Origin of the sequence: Arthrobacter ginsengisoli (genome assembly GCF_031456935.1) — a bacterium.
Taxonomy (GTDB): Bacteria; Actinomycetota; Actinomycetes; order Actinomycetales; family Micrococcaceae; genus Arthrobacter; species Arthrobacter ginsengisoli.
Genome location: NZ_JAVDVQ010000006.1, coordinates 199885 through 218372, shown reverse-complemented (window position 1 = coordinate 218372; position 18488 = coordinate 199885). Strand labels below are relative to the sequence as shown.

General features: G+C 67.5%; 20 protein-coding genes. 8 read left to right on the top strand and 12 right to left on the bottom strand.

What is annotated here, in order from left to right; translation table 11 throughout:
- Positions 1 to 11: 11 nt before the first annotated feature.
- A complete protein-coding gene (locus J2X01_RS09555) occupies positions 12 to 632 on the bottom strand; it encodes a TlpA family protein disulfide reductase (protein ID WP_310056201.1) in 621 nt (206 codons plus the stop codon).
- A 2-nt stretch (positions 633 to 634) separates the two neighbouring features.
- Entirely contained in the window at positions 635 to 1300 is a 666-nt protein-coding gene (locus J2X01_RS09550) for a histidine phosphatase family protein (protein ID WP_310056196.1), read from the bottom strand.
- 208 nt (positions 1301 to 1508) lie between these two features.
- Between J2X01_RS09550 and J2X01_RS09545 the strand changes: the two genes are divergently transcribed.
- The 3 genes from J2X01_RS09545 (at position 1509) to J2X01_RS09535 (ending at position 4138) form a co-directional block, all read left to right on the top strand.
- A complete protein-coding gene (locus J2X01_RS09545; protein ID WP_310056194.1) occupies positions 1509 to 2057 on the top strand; it encodes a YceI family protein in 549 nt (182 codons plus the stop codon).
- Between the two features lie 251 nt (positions 2058 to 2308).
- Positions 2309 to 3097, top strand: coding sequence for a hypothetical protein (locus J2X01_RS09540; RefSeq protein ID WP_310056190.1), 789 nt, complete (start codon positions 2309 to 2311; stop codon positions 3095 to 3097).
- A gap of 180 nt (positions 3098 to 3277) precedes the next feature.
- Positions 3278 to 4138, top strand: a complete 861-nt coding sequence (locus tag J2X01_RS09535) for a hypothetical protein (RefSeq protein WP_310056187.1) — start codon at positions 3278 to 3280, stop codon at positions 4136 to 4138.
- Between the two features lie 82 nt (positions 4139 to 4220).
- Here the strand turns inward: J2X01_RS09535 and J2X01_RS09530 are convergent, their stop codons facing one another.
- The gene (locus J2X01_RS09530; RefSeq protein ID WP_310056184.1) at positions 4221 to 4916 is read right to left on the bottom strand and encodes a redox-sensing transcriptional repressor Rex; all 696 of its coding nucleotides are present in this window, start codon (positions 4914 to 4916) and stop codon (positions 4221 to 4223) included.
- A gap of 81 nt (positions 4917 to 4997) precedes the next feature.
- Complete coding sequence (locus J2X01_RS09525) at positions 4998 to 5258, bottom strand: glutaredoxin family protein (RefSeq protein WP_310056182.1); 261 nt, start codon at positions 5256 to 5258, stop codon at positions 4998 to 5000.
- Positions 5259 to 5366: 108 nt separating this feature from the next.
- Between J2X01_RS09525 and J2X01_RS09520 the strand changes: the two genes are divergently transcribed.
- Entirely contained in the window at positions 5367 to 6185 is an 819-nt protein-coding gene (locus tag J2X01_RS09520; protein ID WP_310056178.1) for an HAD family hydrolase, read from the top strand.
- A gap of 744 nt (positions 6186 to 6929) precedes the next feature.
- Here the strand turns inward: J2X01_RS09520 and J2X01_RS09515 are convergent.
- From J2X01_RS09515 to J2X01_RS09505, 3 genes are all read right to left on the bottom strand, one after another.
- Entirely contained in the window at positions 6930 to 7028 is a 99-nt protein-coding gene (locus J2X01_RS09515; protein WP_003792170.1) for a 30S ribosomal protein bS22, read from the bottom strand.
- A 202-nt stretch (positions 7029 to 7230) separates the two neighbouring features.
- Entirely contained in the window at positions 7231 to 7443 is a 213-nt protein-coding gene (locus J2X01_RS09510; RefSeq protein ID WP_310056174.1) for a helix-turn-helix domain-containing protein, read from the bottom strand.
- A gap of 188 nt (positions 7444 to 7631) precedes the next feature.
- The gene (locus tag J2X01_RS09505) at positions 7632 to 8744 is read right to left on the bottom strand and encodes a 3-deoxy-7-phosphoheptulonate synthase (protein WP_310056172.1); all 1113 of its coding nucleotides are present in this window, start codon (positions 8742 to 8744) and stop codon (positions 7632 to 7634) included.
- 414 nt (positions 8745 to 9158) lie between these two features.
- Here J2X01_RS09505 and J2X01_RS09500 point away from each other — a divergent pair, with 414 nt between their 5' ends.
- Positions 9159 to 10487, top strand: a complete 1329-nt coding sequence (locus tag J2X01_RS09500) for an alpha-hydroxy acid oxidase (protein ID WP_310056170.1) — start codon at positions 9159 to 9161, stop codon at positions 10485 to 10487.
- A 109-nt stretch (positions 10488 to 10596) separates the two neighbouring features.
- Here J2X01_RS09500 and gdhA read toward each other — a convergent pair whose 3' ends face one another.
- Positions 10597 to 11934, bottom strand: coding sequence for an NADP-specific glutamate dehydrogenase (gdhA, locus tag J2X01_RS09495; protein ID WP_310056166.1), 1338 nt, complete (start codon positions 11932 to 11934; stop codon positions 10597 to 10599).
- Positions 11935 to 12108: 174 nt separating this feature from the next.
- Positions 12109 to 12693 (bottom strand): ArsR/SmtB family transcription factor, encoded by a 585-nt coding sequence (locus J2X01_RS09490; protein WP_310056163.1) that lies wholly within the window; start codon positions 12691 to 12693, stop codon positions 12109 to 12111.
- A 163-nt stretch (positions 12694 to 12856) separates the two neighbouring features.
- On the opposite strand from J2X01_RS09490, the gene J2X01_RS09485 reads away from it, so the two are divergent.
- On the top strand, positions 12857 to 13369 hold the full coding sequence (locus J2X01_RS09485) for a hypothetical protein (RefSeq protein WP_310056160.1): 513 nt from the start codon (positions 12857 to 12859) through the stop codon (positions 13367 to 13369).
- A 52-nt stretch (positions 13370 to 13421) separates the two neighbouring features.
- On the opposite strand, the gene J2X01_RS09480 is transcribed toward J2X01_RS09485, so the two are convergent.
- Positions 13422 to 14645, bottom strand: coding sequence for an acetoin utilization protein AcuC (locus J2X01_RS09480; protein WP_310056157.1), 1224 nt, complete (start codon positions 14643 to 14645; stop codon positions 13422 to 13424).
- A gap of 103 nt (positions 14646 to 14748) precedes the next feature.
- On the opposite strand from J2X01_RS09480, the gene J2X01_RS09475 reads away from it, so the two are divergent.
- Positions 14749 to 16179, top strand: coding sequence for a TrkH family potassium uptake protein (locus tag J2X01_RS09475; RefSeq protein ID WP_310056152.1), 1431 nt, complete (start codon positions 14749 to 14751; stop codon positions 16177 to 16179).
- Positions 16180 to 16219: 40 nt separating this feature from the next.
- On the top strand, positions 16220 to 16858 hold the full coding sequence (locus tag J2X01_RS09470; RefSeq protein ID WP_028277721.1) for a potassium channel family protein: 639 nt from the start codon (positions 16220 to 16222) through the stop codon (positions 16856 to 16858).
- A gap of 65 nt (positions 16859 to 16923) precedes the next feature.
- Here the strand turns inward: J2X01_RS09470 and J2X01_RS09465 are convergent, their stop codons facing one another.
- On the bottom strand, positions 16924 to 17508 hold the full coding sequence (locus J2X01_RS09465) for an HhH-GPD-type base excision DNA repair protein (RefSeq protein ID WP_310056145.1): 585 nt from the start codon (positions 17506 to 17508) through the stop codon (positions 16924 to 16926).
- Between the two features lie 57 nt (positions 17509 to 17565).
- Positions 17566 to 18399 (bottom strand): pyrroline-5-carboxylate reductase, encoded by an 834-nt coding sequence (gene proC / locus J2X01_RS09460; protein ID WP_310056143.1) that lies wholly within the window; start codon positions 18397 to 18399, stop codon positions 17566 to 17568.
- Between the last annotated feature and the right edge of the window lie 89 nt (positions 18400 to 18488).

Sequence of the window (18488 nt, the reverse complement as noted above, 5' to 3'; positions counted from 1 at the left end):
TGGCCTGTCCGCTACTCGGCCACGGCAGCGGCGATGAGGGACTTGAGCGTGCCCTTTTGGATTTCACCAAGGACACGGGACGCCACGCGGCCCTGCTTGTCGAGCACGAGCGTGGTGGGGACGGCTCCCGGGGGCACCAGGCCGGAAACGGCCAGCAGAACGGCGCCGTCCTTGTCATTGAAGCTCGGGTACGTCAGGTTGAAGGTCTTGTCGAACGCTTCCGCCGTGGCCTTCTCATCGCGGAGGTTGACGCCGAAGAACTGCACGCCCTGGCTCTTGAACTCCTGGTGCAGGGCCTCCAGCGAGGGCGCCTCCACCCGGCACGGCGCGCAGGCGGCGAACCAGAAGTTGAGCACGGTGACCTGGCCCTGGAAGGCCTGGGCCGTCACTGCGGTGCCGTCGAAGAGCGTGCCCTTGATGGCAACGGGGCTCTTGCGGTCCGCGACGGCGAATTCCGTCACCGAACCGTCGCCGGCCACGTAGTTCTTGTTGTCGCCGGCCCTGGCCTGCTGGGCCAGGGCATCCTCCTGGGCGCAGCCGGAGAGACCCAGCACGACGGCGAGCCCGGCACCGCCCGCCATCAGGACGCTGCGGCGGCTCAGGGGTGACGTCTTTCCGAGGTTTCCGCTCATGCTCAGGCTCCGGGGGTGCTGGAAGCACCGGGAAGAAGGGCGGCTGCAGGCTCGCTGTAGTCGACCCGCAGGATGTTCCCGGCGTCGTCGAACACCAGGGACGTGATCGAGGTGAGCGTGCATTCGCGTTTGCGCGGATCATGCCACAGCGGCCTGCCCTCGGCGCTGAGACGGGTGGCCCAGATCGGCAGCTGGTGGCTGACGAGGATCGCTTCGGCACCGTCGCCGCCGAGTTCGATGGCGCGCAGGCGGGCGTCCTGGACCGCGGCGATCACCCGGGCAGCCTGTTCCTTGTACGGCTCGCCCCAGGACGGCCGGAACGGGTTGCGCAGCATGGGCCAGTGCTTTGGTTTGAGGATCTCCCCCTTGTCGACGTGAAGACCCTCGAAGTAGTTGGCGGCCTCGATGATCCGGGCCTCGGTGGTGATGGCAAGGCTGAGGGCCTCGGCGATGGGCTCTGCTGTTTCCTGCGCGCGGGTCAGCGGCGAGGCCACGAGATGGACGATCTTCGCACCCTGCCTGGACCGCTCGCTGAAGTGCTCCGCAAGGGTCCGGGCCATTTCCCGGCCGAGCTCGGAGAGGTGGAACTCGGGCAGCCTGCCGTACAGGACGCCGTCGGGATTACTGACCTCGCCGTGGCGGAGCAAATGAACAGTGGCTTGGGGCATGTGTACCAGTTTCTCAAAGGGCAGGGGCAATGACGAAATCTTCTACAGGAAGTAGAACTCAAGAGTTTTCAGAAATGTTCCCTGGAGTTGGAATAAAGGATGCAAATGCATGTTTACATTGGTATGCAGTTGGTTGAGACTTCAATAAATGGAGCCCCGGTCGACGATCAGACGAGTGCACGACCCGCCCGACACAAGGAGAAACACCATGGCTCTTCCCGCCAACGTCACCACCGGCCTCTGGACCCTCGACAACTCACACAGCGAAATTGCCTTCACCGTCCGCCACGCGGGCATCAGCAAGGTCCGCGGCCAGTTCAAGGATGCGGAAGCCACGCTGGACCTCTCCGAGAACGTGGCCGACTCCAAGGTCAGCGCCACGATCAAGACCGCGAGCTTCGACTCCGGCGATGTCAACCGCGACGGCCACGTCCGCGGCGAAGATTTCTTCGACGTCGAGAAGTTCCCGGAAATCTCCTTCGTCTCCAGCAGCATCGTCGCCAAGGGTGACGCCTACGAACTGCAGGGCGAGCTCACCATCAAGGGCGTTTCCCGTCCGGTGTCCCTCGAGACTGAATTCAATGGCGTTGCTGTCGACCCGTTCGGCATGACCCGCGCCGGCCTGTCCGCCGAGACCACGATCAGCCGCAAGGACTTCGGCCTGACCTGGAACGCAGTCCTCGACGCCGGCGGCGTGCTCGTCAGCGACAAGGTTGCCGTCAACCTCGAACTGGCCTTCATCGCTCCCGCAGCCTAGCCACAACACGTTCCGCCGGCCGGTCCCCCGGACCTGGCCGGCCCGGCCTCCAGCCGCCCGCACCCCGCTCCATCCCCGTGATGGAGCGGGGTGTTTTGGTTAACCCCCGGTGTGCCGTCGAGGCTGCACCAGGGGCCCCCGCAGCGCCGCAAGCAGCGGCATGTCGGCCCGCCCCGGCGGCGTGCCGACATGCTCCGCAACACGCTCAGATTCCCTAGATACCGGCACAGCCGCGGTCTACAGTGAGAGCCATGAGCAACCCTAATGAGGTACCTCGTCCGCAGCAGCCAGGTGCCCAGCCCCCGACGGCGGGCAACGTGCCGCCGTCAGGTTCCGAGCCGCCCGGGGTCACGCCGCCCGCGCCCGGGGGGTACGACGTGCCGGGGTACCAGGCCCCGCCCCAGCAGGAGGGCCAGGGGTACCCGCCGCAGGGCTACGAACCGCAGCCCGGCGCCGGACAGCCGCCTGCCTACCAGGGTCCGCAGGGTTACCAGCCACCGCCGGATTACCAGACGACGCCGGATTACCAGGCCGCGGGGCGGCCGCGGGGCGGATTCCGCTTCGAGATGCCGACGGACCGGCCGCAGAATTTCAACGACGCGATGCCCCGCGGCGGGTTCTCCGGCATGTTTACCGTCACCGGGATGCCCACAGAGCTCAAAGTCTCCTACTGGATCTGGCTCATCGGTGGACTGTTGGGCCTGCTCGGCGGTGTGATCGGCCTCTTCGGCTCGTTCGTGCTCCTGGCGGTCGCTCCGGGCCTGGGATTCGTGGTGTTCCTGCTGGTGCTGGTGGCCCTCGCACTCGCCGCGGCCCAGGTCATCCTGAGCATGAAAATGAAGGAAGGGCGCGAATGGGCACGCTTCGCCCTCACGATCGTCGCCGGGATCTCCCTGCTGCTGGCCATTCTTAACGCCAGCGCCGCTGAAGGCCGCGGAGGCGGCAGTTGGCCGAGCTTCATCGTCAGCCTGGCGGCGGTTGTGCTGATGTGGATGCCCAACTCGCAGGCATGGTTCGCCTCGCTGCGGGGCCGCAGCTGAACCTGAACTGACAGACGCCGGAGTCCGAAAGCCCGGGCGCCGCGAACGCGGCGAGAATACCTCTCCGGAATGATCCGCGCGGGCGGCGACGCGCGGTACGGTGGACGTAAACCATGCTGGGGGCAGGGCAGGAAGCTGTTTCCGGTATCCGAAATCAGACCGCCACGCAAAGGAACGCCCATGAGCATCCCGCCAGTCCCGCCATCGAACCCGGACGCCCCCGAGCCCGGTGAACAGCCGGCACCCCGCTACGGCCAGAACGCACCCGAGTACAGCCAGCAGCCTCCAGCCGCGCCGCAGTACGGCCAGCAGCCGCCGTCCGCGCCGCAGTATGGCCAGACCCCACCCGCCGCGCCGCAGTACGGCCAGGCCCCGTCCGCCCCGCAGTACGGCCAGCAGGCGCCGCAGTACGGGCAGAACGCCCCGCAGCTTCCCCAGTACGGCCAGAACCCGCCGCAGTACAACCAGCCCGGGTACAACCAGCAGACGCCGCCGTCGGGCCAGCCCGGCTTCGGCCAGTCTCCCTATGGCCAGTCCGCCTACGGCCAGTTCCCCTCCGACCAGCCGCAGGCCACGGCGGGCCAGGCGGGCATGCCCAAGCTGGTTAACACGGCCTTCTGGCTCATTGTCGCGTCCGGCGCGGTCTGGGTCCTGTCCCTCCTGCTGGCGATCGGCATGATCGACTCCCCCGTCATGCGCGACACGTTCGAACAGCAGATGGCCGCCGGCGGCGCCGACATCAGGTTCGAAGACATCAGGGGATTCCTGGTTGGCAGCATCGTGGTCTTCGCCGTGATCGGCGCCGGACTCTACGCGCTCGTGGCCTTGAACGTCCGCAAAGGCAGGAACTGGGCGCGGATCCTTGGAACCGTCTTCGCCGCCCTGTCGATCTTCAGCCTCTACCCGGTCAGCCTCGGCACCCTGGCGGTTCTCCTTGGCATCGCCGGCATCGTGATGCTGTACCTGCCGGCAACGTCGCCGTACTTCAGCAAGCGGCAGCCGTTCGCCAACCCGTACGGCCAGCCGGGCAAGCCGTACTAAGGCAACTCCGCACTAAGGCAATTCGTACCCAGCAGCCGGGCGCCGGCGCAGAGGGCGCGGGAGCCGGACGGGCTGACTGAAGCTAGTCAGCATCCTCCGGATCCTGCGCCCTTTGTGCGTGATAGGCGAGGATCTGGAGCTCGGTGGCCATATCCACTTTGCGCAGGTTGACCCCGGGCGGCACCTGCAGCATCACCGGGGCAAAACTCAGGATGCTCCGCACCCCGGCGGCCACCACGCGGTCGCAGACTTCCTGCGCCACGGCGGCCGGCAGGGCCAGCACGACCATGTTGGCTCCGGTCCGTTGCAGCACCGGCTCAAGGTCGGCGGCGTCGCTGACCCGCAGCCAGCCCACCTCGCTGCCCACCACCATTTGGTCCGCGTCAAAAATCGCAACAATGTCAAAGCCCCGGGACTCGAACCCGCCGTACCGGGCCAGCGCCTTGCCCAGGTTGCCGGCACCGACGATGGCGACCTTCCAGTCGTGCGTCAGGCCCAGGGCCGCGGCAATATGACGGTTGAGGTACTGCACTTCGTAGCCGACGCCGCGCGTCCCGTACGAGCCCACATAGGAAAGGTCCTTGCGGAGGGTAGAGGAGCTCACACCGGAGGCCTCGGCCAGGGATTCGGAGGAGACCCGGTCAACGCCCTCGGAGAGAAGGGTCGTCAGGGCGCGCAGATAGATGGTCAGCCGGGCCACGGCCGCAGGCGGAATCTGCTTGGCGGCAGCCCCTGCTCCCTCGGGAATCGCGCCCGGGGATGAATCCAGCGAAGTCACTATCTGCTCCATTAAGTCGCGTTGTGACTTCCACTCTATGGCCCCGGCAGTTCCGCGAACAAAGCCGGCGCTCCCGGCCGCTCAGGCCTGCTGGCCCAGCGCCCGCCGCAGCGTCCGCTCCAGCCGGACTTCGTCGATCTTCCAGAAGTCCCGCTGGACGCCGTCCACCAGCAGTACCGGAATTTCTTCCGCAAAGCGTTCCCGCAATTCGGCGTCGTCATCCACCGGCTGCTCCCGCCAGCCGATGCCGAGGCTCGTGGTGACGCGGTCGACGGCGGAGCGCGCCGCCGAGCAGAGATGGCAGTCAGCTTTGGTGAGGAGGACGACGTCGGGGGTTGGCATGGCTCCACGGTAGCCCGGCCGCCGGTCCGCCGTCGACGCGACGGACACATCCGGCGCCGCCGCGGCCCGGGGACGGGAACCGGTCGCGCCTTTGACTAGACTCGTGGCATGCCCGAAGAGAAGTACGTCGCTGTGGTCGCCGAGCCTGTTGCAGCACCGCAGCACGGCGAAGCCGCGTTCTTCGACGTCGACAACACCCTGATGCGGGGCGCCAGCCTGTTCCATGTGGCCCGCAAGATGCACCAGCGCGGGGCGTTCACAATTCCGCAGGCGGCCGGTTTCGCCTGGAAGCAGCTGATGTTTGTGCTCCGCGGGGAGAAGCTCGACGACGTACACTCCGTCCGCGACACCGCCCTGGCCCTCGGCGCCGGTTTCACCGTTGAGGACGTCGAGGCCCTCGGCGAAGAAGTGTATGACGAAATGATTGAATCCCGGATCTGGCCGGGGGCCAAGGCCCTTGCCGAGCAGCATCTCCGGGTGGGCCGGAAGGTGTGGCTGGTGACGGCGACGCCCATCGAGGTGGCCACCGTCATTTCGAGCAGGCTGGGACTCACCGGCGCTTTGGGCACTGTGGGCGAAATTCTGGACGGCTGCTACACCGGGCGGCTGGTCGGCGAGATCCTGCACGGCCCCGCCAAGGCCGTTGCGGTGAGTGCGGTGGCCGAGGCCGAGGGGCTGGACCTGGCTCGCTGCTGGGCGTACAGCGATTCGCACAACGACATCCCGCTGCTGAGCATGGTGGGGCACCCGGTGGCCATCAACCCCGACGCACGGCTCCGCCGCCACGCCCGCGAACACAACTGGCCGGTCTACGACTTCCGCTCCGGACGGCGCGCGGCCACCCTGGGGCTCAAGGCCGCCACCGCCGGCGGGGCGATCTACGGCCTCTGGCGCGGGTTTTCCCGCTTCCGCGGCCCCCGCGTCTGACGCGCCGCACGTTCCGCTACGCTTCCGGACGCGCGCTACGCGGATCCGGGCCGCCGCCGTCCGAATCCGAGTCACCCGTCCGAAACAGGCGCGGAAACTGGGTCCTGGCGGGCACTCCGGTCTGAGGCAACCACCGCCGGCGGGACGCTCTGCCACGGGTTCTCCTGCTGCCGAGGCACCCACGGCGGGACGCGCAGCACGTTCCGCTACGCTTCCGGACGCGGGCTACGCGGATCCGGGCCGCCGCCGTCCGGATCCGAGTCACCCGTCCGAAACAGGCGCGGAAACGGGATCCTGGCGGGCACTCCGGTCTGAGGCAACCACCGCTTACGGGACGCTCTGCCACGGGTTCTCCTCTGCCGAGGCACCCGAGGCGGGACGCGCCGCACGTTCCGCTACGCTTTCGGACGCGCGCTACGCGGATCCGGGCCGCACCCGTCCGAATCCGAGTCACCCGTCCGAAACAGGCGCGGAAACTGGGTCCTGGCGGGCACTCCGGTCTGAGGCAACCACCGCCGGCGAGACGCTCTGCCGCGGGTTCTCCTGCTGGCGGGCACTCCGGTCTGAGGCAACCACCGCTTACGGGACGCGCAGCGCATTCCGCTACGCTTCCGGACGCGCGCTACGCGGATCCGGGCCGCGCCCGTCCGAATCCGAGTCACCCGTCCGAAACAGGCGCGGAAACGCCAAAGAAAATGCCCGCTGCCGGATAGGCAACGGGCATTCACATGAGGTGAAGTATCTCTACTTCTTATTGCGACGCTGGTGGCGCGTCTTGCGAAGCAGCTTGCGGTGCTTCTTCTTGGCCATACGCTTGCGACGCTTCTTAATAACTGAACCCACGAAAGTTCCTTACCGGCTAGATGCAGTACCTGCCTGTTGGAAAGGGTCCGCGGGCTAAGCAGCAGACTGTACAACTGACAGGTTCTTACAATGACGTAAAACGTTCCTTAACAGGGTACCGCCTAACGGGGGCGCCCCACGACCGCAGGGGCCATCCGGGGCCCTGCAGATTCTTATTCCGGCCTTAGAAGTCGCCGGAAACTCAGCCTGTTTCCGTGTTCCCGTCCACGACAGCACCTTTGAGGTACTTTTCGACGGCGGACTGCGGCACCCGGTAAGAGCGCCCGAACCGGACAGCCGGCATCTCGCCGGAATGAACAAGACGGTACACGGTCATTTTCGACACCCGCATCAGCTCCGCGACTTCGGCCACGGTCAAAAAGCGTGCGTTGGAGAAGTTAGCCTCCGAAGACATTTCCCTATTCCTTTACTCAAGCGAACGGCAGCCCCATCGGAACGACATGGCGGTGCGCCGATGCTGAGTCATCAAACAACCATGTACTAGATACTGTAGGGGCTGATGGTGCCCCTGTGAAAGACCAGCGAGGGATTCCACTGGCCGGGGACGCGGATTTGTCCGGCTCCGCGCCCCCTCGGCCCGGCCTAGCCCCGGGTCCGGCGGATGCGCGCCGAGGCCGCCAGCTGCGCCAACACCGAGGCCGTGACGTCCCAGTCCATGCAGGCGTCCGTCACGCTCTGGCCGTAGACGAGCGTGTCCGTTCCGGCGGCGTGCTCGACGACGTCCAGGTTCTGCGCCCCGCCCACGAGGAAGCTCTCCAGCATGACACCGGCGATGGCACCCGCCGCGGCGCCTCCGCTCTCCAGCTCTGAACCGATCTCGAGGGCGACTTCCGCCTGCCGGTGGTGGCTCTTGCCGCTGTTGGCGTGGCTCGCGTCAACGATCAGACGCGGGTTGAGCTGCTTCGCGGCAAGCTTGGCGGTGGCGGCCTCGACGTCGGGGGCGGAGTAGTTGGGGCCCTTGCGTCCGCCGCGAAGGATGATGTGCGTGTCCGGGTTTCCGGCCGTGGCGACCAGGGCGGCCCGGCCCTCGCCGTCGATGCCGAGGAACGCCTGGGCTGCCCCGGCGGCGCTGCACGCGTCGAGCGCAACCTGCAGATCGCCGTCGGTCCCGTTCTTGAACCCGATCGGCATGGACAGCCCGGACGCCAGCTGCCGGTGGATCTGGCTTTCCGTGGTGCGGGCACCGATGGCGCCCCAGGAGACCAGGTCCGCCATGTACTGCGGGCTGATGGGTTCCAGGAACTCGGTGCCGGCGGGGAGGCCGAGCGCGGTGACCTGCTGCAGGAAGCGGCGGGCGGCGTGCAGCCCGGACGCGATGTCGTGGCTGCCGTCGAGCCGCGGGTCGTTGATCAGGCCCTTCCAGCCCACCGTGGTGCGGGGCTTTTCGAAGTAGGCCCGCATCACGATCAGCAGGTCTTCCTTGTGCTGCTCGGCCTGGCTGACCAGCCGGCGGGCGTATTCGAGGCCGGCTTTGGGATCGTGGATCGAGCAGGGGCCCACGATCACGAGCAGGCGGTCATCGACCCCGTCCATGATGGCCCGGACCTCGTCCCGGCCCCGTGCAACGACCCCGGCAAGGCGGTCGTCCAGCGGCAGTTCCGCGAGCATGTCCTGCGGGGTCGGCAGCGGAGTGAACTCGCTGATACGCAGGTTAGAGGTGGACTGCTTGGATTCGGGGGCTGCTTCGATGCTCATGTGCGGGTCCTGTTCCGGATGCGGAGCGGGCCCTGATCAGAACCCGCCGGGAAATGGCGAAGGGCAGAGAATGGTCTCTGCCCTGTTGGCTCTGAAGGAAGGTTGGATGCGTGTCAGCTAGACGCGGGCCCCTCCAGAGCCAACGAAAAATACGCATACCAACGGTTTGTCATGTTTTGACGATAGCCCCGGCGCCCGGCGAGCGGCAAAACCGGCCGCGTAACATTTCGCCGGCACCCCCGTTGTCCCGCGGCACCGAGAAGACACTTCGCGGCAATGCCCGGGCCGAGCATTGCCGCGTAGTGCCTCCTCGCGTGGCGCAGGCCCAAGCTGGCGCGGAAGACGGCCTGACCGTATCCCCTACAGTGTGGTTAGGCCACAGAGTCGGCACAGTCCCACGCCAAGGAGGCAGCAATGACGCAGACGATTGACCCCGGCAACCCCGAGGCGCCCACCCAGGCAGAAGACACCGGCACGGGCCGCCACCCGGCCGCGGCCACCCCGGGAATCGTTCCCGCCGCGCTCAGGCGCCGCGTCCCCAAGTACGCGGACCTCGCCCCCCTGATGCAGTTCAAGAAGCCCGAGTTCAGCCGCGCCGCCCGGCTGCGCCGCGCCAGCACCATCTGGGAGCTCCGGGAGATGGCCAAGCGCCGCACACCGCAGGCCCCGTTCGACTACACCGACGGCGCTGCCGAAGCCGAGATCACCCTGCGCCGCGCCCGCCAGGCGTTCCTGGACATCGAGTTCCGGCCCGGCATCCTGCGCGACGTCTCCAGTATCGACCTCAGCACCGACATCCTGGGGAAACCGTCCCGGCTCCCGGTGGGCATCGCACCGACCGGATTCACCCGGATGATGCAGTCCGAAGGCGAGTACGCCGGGTCCCAGGCCGCCGCGGCCGCCGGCATCCCGTACACGCTCTCCACGATGGGCACGGCGTCCATCGAGGATGTGGCCGCCGCCGCACCGGACGGCCGCAACTGGTTCCAGCTCTACCTTTGGACCGACCGGGACCGCTCGCTGGAGCTGATCGAACGCGCCGCGAAGGCCGGCAACGACACCCTCATGGTCACGGTGGACACCGCCGTCGCCGGGGCCCGGCTGCGCGACGTCCGCAACGGCATGACGATCCCGCCGGCCCTGACCATCAAGACCGTACTGGACGCCTCCTACCGGCCGGCGTGGTGGTTCAACTTCCTCACCCACGAGCCGCTGACCTTCGCGTCGCTCTCCCGCTACACCGGCACGGTCGCGGACCTGATCAACTCGATGTTCGACCCCACCTTGACGTTCGAGGACCTCGACTGGCTGCGCGCGACCTGGAAGGGCAAGCTCGTGGTCAAGGGCATCCAGACCGTCGAGGACGCCCGCAGGGTGGCGGACCACGGGGCCGACGGCGTGGTCCTGTCCAACCACGGCGGCCGCCAGCTGGACCGCGCCCCCATCCCGTTCCATCTGCTGCCTGAGGTCTCGGCAGCGCTCAAGGCGGACAACAGCGACGCCGCGGTCATCCTGGACACCGGCATCATGAGCGGGGCGGACATCATCGCCGCCCTGGCCCTGGGCGCCGACTTTACGCTGATCGGACGCGCCTACCTGTACGGGCTCATGGCCGGCGGCCGGGCCGGCGTGGACCGGGCCCTCGAGATCCTGGAAAAGGACATGCTCCGCACCATGGCCCTGCTCGGCGTCAGCCGGATCTCGGAGCTAACCCCGGACCACGTGCGACTGCTCACGAAATAGCCCGCAGCTCCCCGAGTGGGCAGTTCGCGGCAGTGTCCGTCAGGAACATTGCCGCGAACTGCCAACTTGGTGCGGGAGGGGGTGCGGGAGAAGTCCGGGGGGTCCGGCCCTAGATGAGTCCCTGGGCGAGCATCGCGTCCGCCACCTTCACGAAGCCGCCGATGTTCGCGCCCAGCACGTAGTTTCCCGGGTCGCCGTACTCGTCCGCAGTGGCTGCGCAGCGGTCGTGGATCCCGATCATGATCTCGGTGAGCCGTTCCTCGGTGTGCGCGAAGGTCCAGGAGTCGCGGCTCGCGTTCTGCTGCATTTCCAGCGCGGAGGTGGCCACGCCGCCCGCGTTCGCAGCCTTGCCCGGCCCGAACAGGATGCCGGCTTCCTGGAAGACGGCGACGGCTTCACGGGTCGAGGGCATGTTGGCGCCCTCACCCACCGCCAGCAGTCCGTTGCGGACCAGCCGGGCGGCAGCGTCGCCGTCGAGCTCGTTCTGCGTGGCACACGGCAGCGCGACGGTCGCGTCGACGTCCCAGACGGAGCCGCCTTCCACGTAGGAGACGGCGGAGCGCCGGGCCTCGTAGTCCTTGAGCCGCCCGCGCTCGACCTCCTTGATCTGGCGCAGCAGCGCGACGTCGATGCCGGCCTCGTCGACGACGTAGCCCGAGGAATCGGAGCAGGCGACGACGGTGGCGCCGAGTGTCTGGGCCTTGGCGATCGCGTTGATGGCGACGTTGCCCGAGCCGGAGACCACCACGCGCTGGCCGTCGAAGGACCGGCCGCGGGTCTTGAGCATTTCCTCGGTAAAGATCACGGTGCCGTAGCCGGTGGCTTCGGGGCGTACCAGCGAGCCGCCCCAGGAGATGCCCTTGCCGGTGAGGACGCCGGATTCGTAGCGGTTGGTGATCCGCTTGTACTGCCCGAAGAGGTAGCCGATCTCGCGGCCGCCGACGCCGATGTCACCGGCCGGCACGTCGGTGTACTCGCCGATGTGGCGGTACAGCTCGGTCATAAAAGACTGGCAGAACCGCATGATCTCGGCGTCCGAGCGGCCGCGGGGGTCGAAGTCGGAGCCGCCCTTGCCGCCGCCGATTGGCATGCCGGTCAGGGCATTCTTGAAGATCTGTTCGAAGCCGAGGAACTTCACGATTCCCAGGTTCACCGAAGGGTGGAACCGCAGGCCGCCCTTGAAGGGGCCCAGGGCGGAGTTGAACTCGACCCGGAAACCGCGGTTGATCTGGACGCGCCCGGCCCCGTCGACCCACGGGACCCGGAAGATGATCTGCCGTTCGGGCTCGCAGAGCCGTTCGAGCACTGCGCCTTCGAGGAACTCCGGGTGGCGGTCGTGCACCGGTCCGAGGCTTTCGAAGACCTCGGTGACGGCCTGGTGGAACTCCGCTTCGCCGGGATTCCGTGCCAGCACCGTGTCCCGGATGGCTTCAAGCCGTGCGTCCATTGCAACTCCCTAAACCTTGGCGCCCTCGGTGGGCGTGAAAAACAAGCCTTTCCATGGTTGCACCGTGCGGAAGGGATTTCTATTCGAGCACGGCAGGGCGCCCCGTGTGACAAAAACGGCGTGGCGAGGGACACAAACTGCCCGGGCGACTTCCGCTGTGCTATGTCCCGCGCGTTACTTCCGGCGGCCGAACTTCGGCAGGCTGGCCAGCAGATCAGCGGCCCTGGTGGCCGCCCGGCCGACGGTACGGCCGATCTGCTGCGGCATCCGGTCCTCGCCTGCCGTGCCGACCGGGAGGACGACGGCGGGACTCAGCGGGCTGCCGGCGGGCCGTCCGGCCAGTGCCGCGGCCGGCTGGAGTGCGGCGGCGGGCGGGGTGGCTTGCGGGGCCTCAGCCGCTGCGGCCGGAGCGGCGGCGGCAGCGGCGAGGGTGTCGGGGGCGGGGACGGGCAGGATCCGGGGTCCCGCGGTCCGCGCCGGTTCCGGCGCGGGGGCTGCGGCGACGTCGAAGGTCTCCAGCCAGCTGGCGATTCCGGCCAGCGGCTTGGGATTGAGCGTGTAGTAGCGTTTCTGGCCCTGGGCTCGCATACTCACCAGGTCCGCTTCGCGGAGTACCTTCAGGTGCTTGGAAATGGTTGGCTGGCTGGCCGCGAGCTCCTGGACCAGCTCCCCCACTGCTTTGTCCCCCTTGCGGAGGGATACCAGAATGTCACGCCGGGTTGCCTCAGCAATGACGGCAAATACGTCGTCTGTCACCATGCCCTCAACACTAGCGACATATACGCCGGATGGCATCCACTAGTTGGCGCCCCGGCGGATAGCCACCGGGCATTGCCCCGGACCGGGCGCGGTGCTAGAACGGACACACCGCCTGCCCGGCAGGAAAGGCCGCAGCCCTACTGACGCAGAGGAGTGGACGACCATGGGGGACTTCTTCCGGAATCAGCTTTTCAACATCATCGCCGTCGTGTTCCTGGCCCTGTTCGTGATCGTCTGGGGCAGCGTGCTGTTCCAGGTCTGGGTGTTCATACCGAAGATTCCGGGGACCGCGCCCGACCTCAACGGCGCCGTCGTCTGCGCCGCCGGGGCGCTCTCCACCTCACTGAGTTCACTGACCGCCTCCGCCATGGGCTTCACCATTGCAGAGGTGCGCCGCGAGGAGCAGGCTGCAGGCGGAGAGGCCGCCGTTCAGGCCCGGGCAGGTATCGTGGACACCAGCGGCATCACCAGCAAGCTGTCCGGCCGGATTATCGCGGCGTTGATGGTCTACCTCGTGATCGGGCTGCTGGTGCTGGGCGTCTGGCTGGTGAAGGGTACCGCCTCCACCGACCTGATCGGGGCGTTCTCGCTCTCGCTGCTGGGCTGGATCATCGGCGCGGCCGGGGTCGTGTTCCAGACCGAGAAGCCAAACACCCAGCCTTCCACAGCCGGTTAGCCGGCTGCCCGCCGGACCGGTCCCCACCGAACCAGTCCCCGCCGAACCGGTCCTAGTCGAACCAGGGATCCAGCCCGTACAGCGGGAAGACTTCCTTGCGGGTCGCCATCACGGTCCGGTCCACGTCGTCGTTCGGATCGAAGCCGACTTCCCAGGAGCGCCACCAGAGGTCGACGTCGTCGCCCATCAGCTCGGGTGCGGCGACCCCGTACTTGGCCCCGTACTTTTCCTTGACATAGCGGCGCCAGTCCTCCGGCACGGGGGTGCGGAGCGGGACCGGCCGGCCGGCCGCAATGGCGATCAGGTGGCTCCAGGACCGCGGCACCACGGTGATGACGTTGTAGCCCCCTCCGCCGGTGGAGATCCAGCGGTTCTCGCAGTAGCGGGCCGCGAGGTTGCCGATGGCGGTGGCGGCCTCCCGCTGGCCGTCGACGCTGATGTTCAGGTGCGTGAGCGGGTCCAGCCGGTGCGAGTCGCAGCCGTGCTGGCTCACGATGACCTCGGGGTTGAAGGCGCCGACGAGCTGCGGCACCACGGCGTGGAAGGCGCGGAGCCAGCCCCCGTCCCCGGTGCCCGCCGGCAGGGCCACGTTCACGGCACTGCCCTGCGCATTGGGCCCGCCGATTTCGTTGGCGTAGCCGGTGCCCGGGAACAGGGTCAGCCCCGTCTCGTGCAGGGAGATCGTCAGCACGCGCGGATCGTCCCAGAAGATGCTCTGGGTTCCGTCGCCGTGGTGGGCGTCGATGTCGACATACGCCACTCGCTGGACGCCGCCGTCGAGCAGCCGCTGGATGGCGAGGGCCGCGTCGTTGTAGATGCAGAAACCGCTCGCGCGTTCGCGGGATGCGTGGTGCATGCCACCGCCGAAGTTCACTGCCCGGACAGCCGTGCCGTCCAGGACCGCGGCGGCGGCCAGCAGCGAGCCGCCGGCCAGCCGGGCACTGGCCTCGTGCATGCCGGCGAAGGCCGGATCATCCTCGGTGCCAAGCCCGCGCTCGAGGTCAGGGGTCTCCGGATCCGCGCTGACGCGCCGCACGGCGGCAACGAACTCCGGGCTGTGGACGGTGCTCAGCTCCGCGTCACTGGCGACGTCCGGCGCCGAGACGGTGACGTTCTCCAGGTCCAGCAGACCGAGGCTTCCGGCCAGCTTCGCCGTGAGCTCCATCCGCTCCGGGGCCATCGGGTGGCTGTGGCCGAAGTTGTAGGCGGTCATGGCAGGATCCCACACCACCGTCGTTGGCAGTGCGGTCTTTGCGAGCCCCGGCAGGTATGTCATCAATCACAGGCTACCCGAGCATGGTGGCCCGTTCCCCAGTCATTGCGCGGGGTTTAGTGGTTTACTACTGAAGGAAGCAGTTTCAAGCGAGGATAAGCGACACATGACGCAGAGCCAGTCGAGGTCCAAGAGCCCGGCCAGCTGGCACCCGGGCGCTCCGGAGCGGGAAGGCCTGTGGATCTTCACACGCCTCCGCGACTTCATCGACAACATTGCCAACACCTCCCCGGCCCGGCTCGCGCTGTCCGCGTTCGGCATCGTGATCCTGGTCTTCACTGGTTTGCTGTCCCTGCCGGTTTCCTCCGCCACCGGCGAATCCACGCCTCTGTACCAGTCGCTGTTCACTGCCGTGTCCGCCGTCTGCGTGACGGGTCTGACCGTGGTGTCCACGGCGGTGCACTGGTCATTCTTCGGCCAGCTCGTCATCCTCATCGGCATCTTCGTGGGCGGCCTGGGCACCCTGACCCTGGCCTCGCTGCTGGCCCTCATGGTGAGCAAGAAGCTGGGCGTCCGCGGCAAGCTGATTGCCCAGGAGGCCATGAATGCAGGCCGCCTCGGTGAAGTGGGCACCCTGCTGCGGATCGTCATCGTCACCTCGGTGGTGATCGAGGCAGCACTGGCGCTGGCGCTGATCCCGCGGTTCCTGATGCTGGGCGAAAGCTTCGGCCAGTCGGTCTGGCATGGGGTTTTCTATTCCATTTCCTCGTTCAACAACGCCGGGTTCACGCCGCACTCGGACGGCATCGTGCCGTACGAGACTGATTTGTGGATCCTCGTCCCGCTGATGCTCGGCGTCTTCCTCGGCAGCCTGGGTTTCCCGGTGGTGATGGTGCTGCAGCAGAACGGCTTCAACTGGAAGAAATGGAACCTGCACACCAAGCTGACCATCCAGGTCTCGCTGGTTCTGCTGGTGTCCGGGACCGTGCTGTGGGGGCTGATGGAGTGGAACAATCTCCTGACCATCGGCGGCATGACCGTCGGCGACAAGGTCACGCATTCGCTCTTCGCGTCCGTGATGACCCGCTCCGGCGGCTTCAACCTGGTGGACCAGAACGCAATGGACTCCACCACCATGCTCCTGACCGACGCCCTGATGTTTGCCGGCGGCGGTTCGGCGTCGACGGCGGGCGGCATCAAGGTCACCACCATCGCGGTGATGTTCCTGGCGATCGCGGCAGAGGCCCGCGGCGACTCCGATGTGAAGGTCTACGGCCGCACCATCCCCGAGGGCACCATGCGGGTGGCGATCTCGGTCATCGTCGCAGGCGCCACGCTCGTCGCCGTGTCGGCCATGCTGCTGCTCCACATCAGCGGGGCGTCACTGGACCGGGTGCTCTTTGAAACCATTTCCGCCTTCGCCACGGTGGGCCTGAGCACGAACCTGAGTGCCGAACTGCCGCCGTCGGGCGTTTACGTCCTCGCCGCCCTGATGTTCGCCGGGCGCGTCGGGACTGTCACCCTCGCCGCCGCCCTGGCGCTGCGCCAGCGCAGCCAGCTGTACCACTACCCGGAAGAGAGACCGATCATTGGCTAGTTCCTCAGGCGCCGTCAACCGCCCCGCCCACAACGCCCCCGTGCTGGTGATCGGGCTGGGCCGCTTCGGCGCATCCACGGCCGAGCAGCTCGTCAAACAGGGCCGCGAGGTGCTGGCGATCGAACGCGACCGGTCGCTGGTGCAGAAGTGGGCCAGCGTGCTGACCCATGTCGTCGAGGCCGACGCGACCAATATCGACGCGCTCCGCCAGCTCGGCGCGCAGGAGTTCAGCTCCGCCGTCGTGGGTGTGGGCACCTCGATTGAATCCTCCGTGCTGATCACGGTGAACCTCGTGGACCTCGGCATCGAGCACCTTTGGGTCAAGGCGATCACGCCCTCGCACGGCAAGATCCTGACCCGGATCGGAGCCAACCACGTGATCTACCCGGAGGCCGACGCCGGCGTCCGGGCCGCGCACCTGGTCTCCGGCCGCATGCTGGACTTCATCGAGTTCGACGACGACTTCGCGATCGTAAAGATGTATCCGCCGCGCGAGACGGTGGGTTTCACCCTGGACGAATCCAAGGTCCGTTCCAAGTACGGCGTCACGATTGTGGGCGTGAAATCACCGGGCGAGGACTTCACCTACGCCCGTCCGGAGACGAAGGTTTCCTCCCGGGACATGCTCATCGTTTCCGGGCACGTGGACCTGCTGGAGCGGTTCGCCGCCCGGCCGTAGCGGCTCCGCCGGGACTTCCCGGCGGGGTGGAAGCGGTGACATCCGGGGCACCAGCTGAGGCACTATCAGGGCCCGGCGGTCTTCGCAGCCTTCGCGGCGGCCTTGGCCGCCTGCTTGCTGGCCCGCACCTTGCTCAGCGACTCCGGATCCACAATGTCAGCGACGGACAGGAAGGCATCCTCCTGACCATAGTGGCCGGCGGCCTCGCGCCAGCCTTCAGCCTGGAGGCCACACTGCTTCCCCAGCAGCGCCAAAAAGATCATCGCTTTTTGCTCGCCAAATCCCGGCAATGCCTTGAGCCGGCGCAGCACCTCCTGCCCGTCGGGCTCACCAAGCGTCCAGATGGCAGTAGCGTCGCCGTTCCAGTCTTGGTGCACCGTCTCAGCAAGGGATTGGACGCGGCCGGCCATTGATCCGGGGAACCGGTGGACGGCCGGACGCTCTTTAAACATCTCCACGAACTTTTGCGGATCGTAGTCGGCGATCGCGGCTGGATCCATGGAACCGATGCGCGTCCGGATTTTTTCCGGACCGGCAAAGGCCGATTCCATGGTCACCTGTTGGTCAAGCAGCATGCCGGTGAGCAGCGCAAACGCGTCGTCGCTGAGTAGTTTGTCCGCCGCGGGGTCCCCTGTGATGTGCAGTTCCATGGGTCCCATCCTGCCACCCGGTCCGGTCTGCGTCATGGGCTGCGCCCGCGTCTGCCGCTAGCCGAGCTGCTGGGTGATTTCCGCGGACCGCGCGGAGGCAGCGCGGGCGCCCTCGGCGATGATCGCGGGCAGTCCGCTCGCGTCAAAGCTCGCGATGGCGCGTTCGGTCGTGCCGTTGGGGCTGGTGACGGCCCTGCGCAGCGCCACCGGATCCGCGCCCGGCTCAGCCAGCATAAAGCCGGCCCCGGCGACGGTTTCACGGGCAATCAGCAGCGACAGCTCGGGGTCGAGTCCCAGTTCGACGCCGGCGTCCGCCATCGCTTCGGCCAGGTAGAACGCGTATGCCGGGCCCGAGCCGCTGATCGCGGACAGCGCGTCGACCTGGTGTTCGGGGATTTCGACGACGGTGCCCGCGGCGGCCAGGACGTTCTTGGCCCGCTGGAGCTGCGCCGGGGTGCAGTGCGTGCCCGGCGACACGGACACGACGCCGCGGCCCAGCTGCGCGGGGGTGTTGGGCATGCTCCGGATGACGGGCTGGCCGGCCGGCAGGGCCGCTTCCAGCTGCTCGAGCGACACGGCGGCCGCGACGCTGATGACGATCGTGCCCGGTGCCAGCGAATCGCCGATTTCACGGGCGAGGTCGGCGATGCCGACGGGCTTGACGCCCAGGATGACGACGTCGGCGCCGGTGGCCGCCTGTTTGTTGTTCTCCGGCTCTTCCTCGCCGGCGATGGCCGTAATGCCGTGGTGCCGTTTGGCCAGTTCGTCGGCCCGTTCGGCACGGCGGACCGTGGCGATGATGTCCGCCGGGTCAGCGCCGCCCGCGATCAGGCCGGTCATGATGGCCTCGTTCATTGATCCACAGCCCAGGAATGCGATTCGGTTGCTCATGCCCCCATCATTGCAGTCCGGCCCGATTCACAGCCAGCTCACATCCCGGGGTCAGGGTCTTCACAAACTCCGTGCGTAACGTAGTGGTT

Excerpts from the sequence above, each read along its gene's own strand:
- J2X01_RS09555 (WP_310056201.1), bottom strand. The coding sequence starts at position 632 with ATGAGCGGAAACCTCGGAAAGACGTCACCCCTGAGCCGCCGCAGCGTC.
- J2X01_RS09550 (WP_310056196.1), bottom strand. The coding sequence starts at position 1,300 with ATGCCCCAAGCCACTGTTCATTTGCTCCGCCACGGCGAGGTCAGTAAT.
- J2X01_RS09545 (WP_310056194.1), top strand. The coding sequence starts at position 1,509 with ATGGCTCTTCCCGCCAACGTCACCACCGGCCTCTGGACCCTCGACAAC.
- J2X01_RS09540 (WP_310056190.1), top strand. The coding sequence starts at position 2,309 with ATGAGCAACCCTAATGAGGTACCTCGTCCGCAGCAGCCAGGTGCCCAG.
- J2X01_RS09535 (WP_310056187.1), top strand. The coding sequence starts at position 3,278 with ATGAGCATCCCGCCAGTCCCGCCATCGAACCCGGACGCCCCCGAGCCC.
- J2X01_RS09525 (WP_310056182.1), bottom strand. The coding sequence starts at position 5,258 with ATGCCAACCCCCGACGTCGTCCTCCTCACCAAAGCTGACTGCCATCTC.
- J2X01_RS09520 (WP_310056178.1), top strand. The coding sequence starts at position 5,367 with ATGCCCGAAGAGAAGTACGTCGCTGTGGTCGCCGAGCCTGTTGCAGCA.
- J2X01_RS09510 (WP_310056174.1), bottom strand. The coding sequence starts at position 7,443 with ATGTCTTCGGAGGCTAACTTCTCCAACGCACGCTTTTTGACCGTGGCC.
- J2X01_RS09505 (WP_310056172.1), bottom strand. The coding sequence starts at position 8,744 with ATGAGCATCGAAGCAGCCCCCGAATCCAAGCAGTCCACCTCTAACCTG.
- J2X01_RS09500 (WP_310056170.1), top strand. The coding sequence starts at position 9,159 with ATGACGCAGACGATTGACCCCGGCAACCCCGAGGCGCCCACCCAGGCA.
- gdhA (WP_310056166.1), bottom strand. The coding sequence starts at position 11,934 with ATGGACGCACGGCTTGAAGCCATCCGGGACACGGTGCTGGCACGGAAT.
- J2X01_RS09490 (WP_310056163.1), bottom strand. The coding sequence starts at position 12,693 with ATGGTGACAGACGACGTATTTGCCGTCATTGCTGAGGCAACCCGGCGT.
- J2X01_RS09485 (WP_310056160.1), top strand. The coding sequence starts at position 12,857 with ATGGGGGACTTCTTCCGGAATCAGCTTTTCAACATCATCGCCGTCGTG.
- J2X01_RS09480 (WP_310056157.1), bottom strand. The coding sequence starts at position 14,645 with ATGACATACCTGCCGGGGCTCGCAAAGACCGCACTGCCAACGACGGTG.
- J2X01_RS09475 (WP_310056152.1), top strand. The coding sequence starts at position 14,749 with ATGACGCAGAGCCAGTCGAGGTCCAAGAGCCCGGCCAGCTGGCACCCG.
- J2X01_RS09465 (WP_310056145.1), bottom strand. The coding sequence starts at position 17,508 with ATGGAACTGCACATCACAGGGGACCCCGCGGCGGACAAACTACTCAGC.
- proC (WP_310056143.1), bottom strand. The coding sequence starts at position 18,399 with ATGAGCAACCGAATCGCATTCCTGGGCTGTGGATCAATGAACGAGGCC.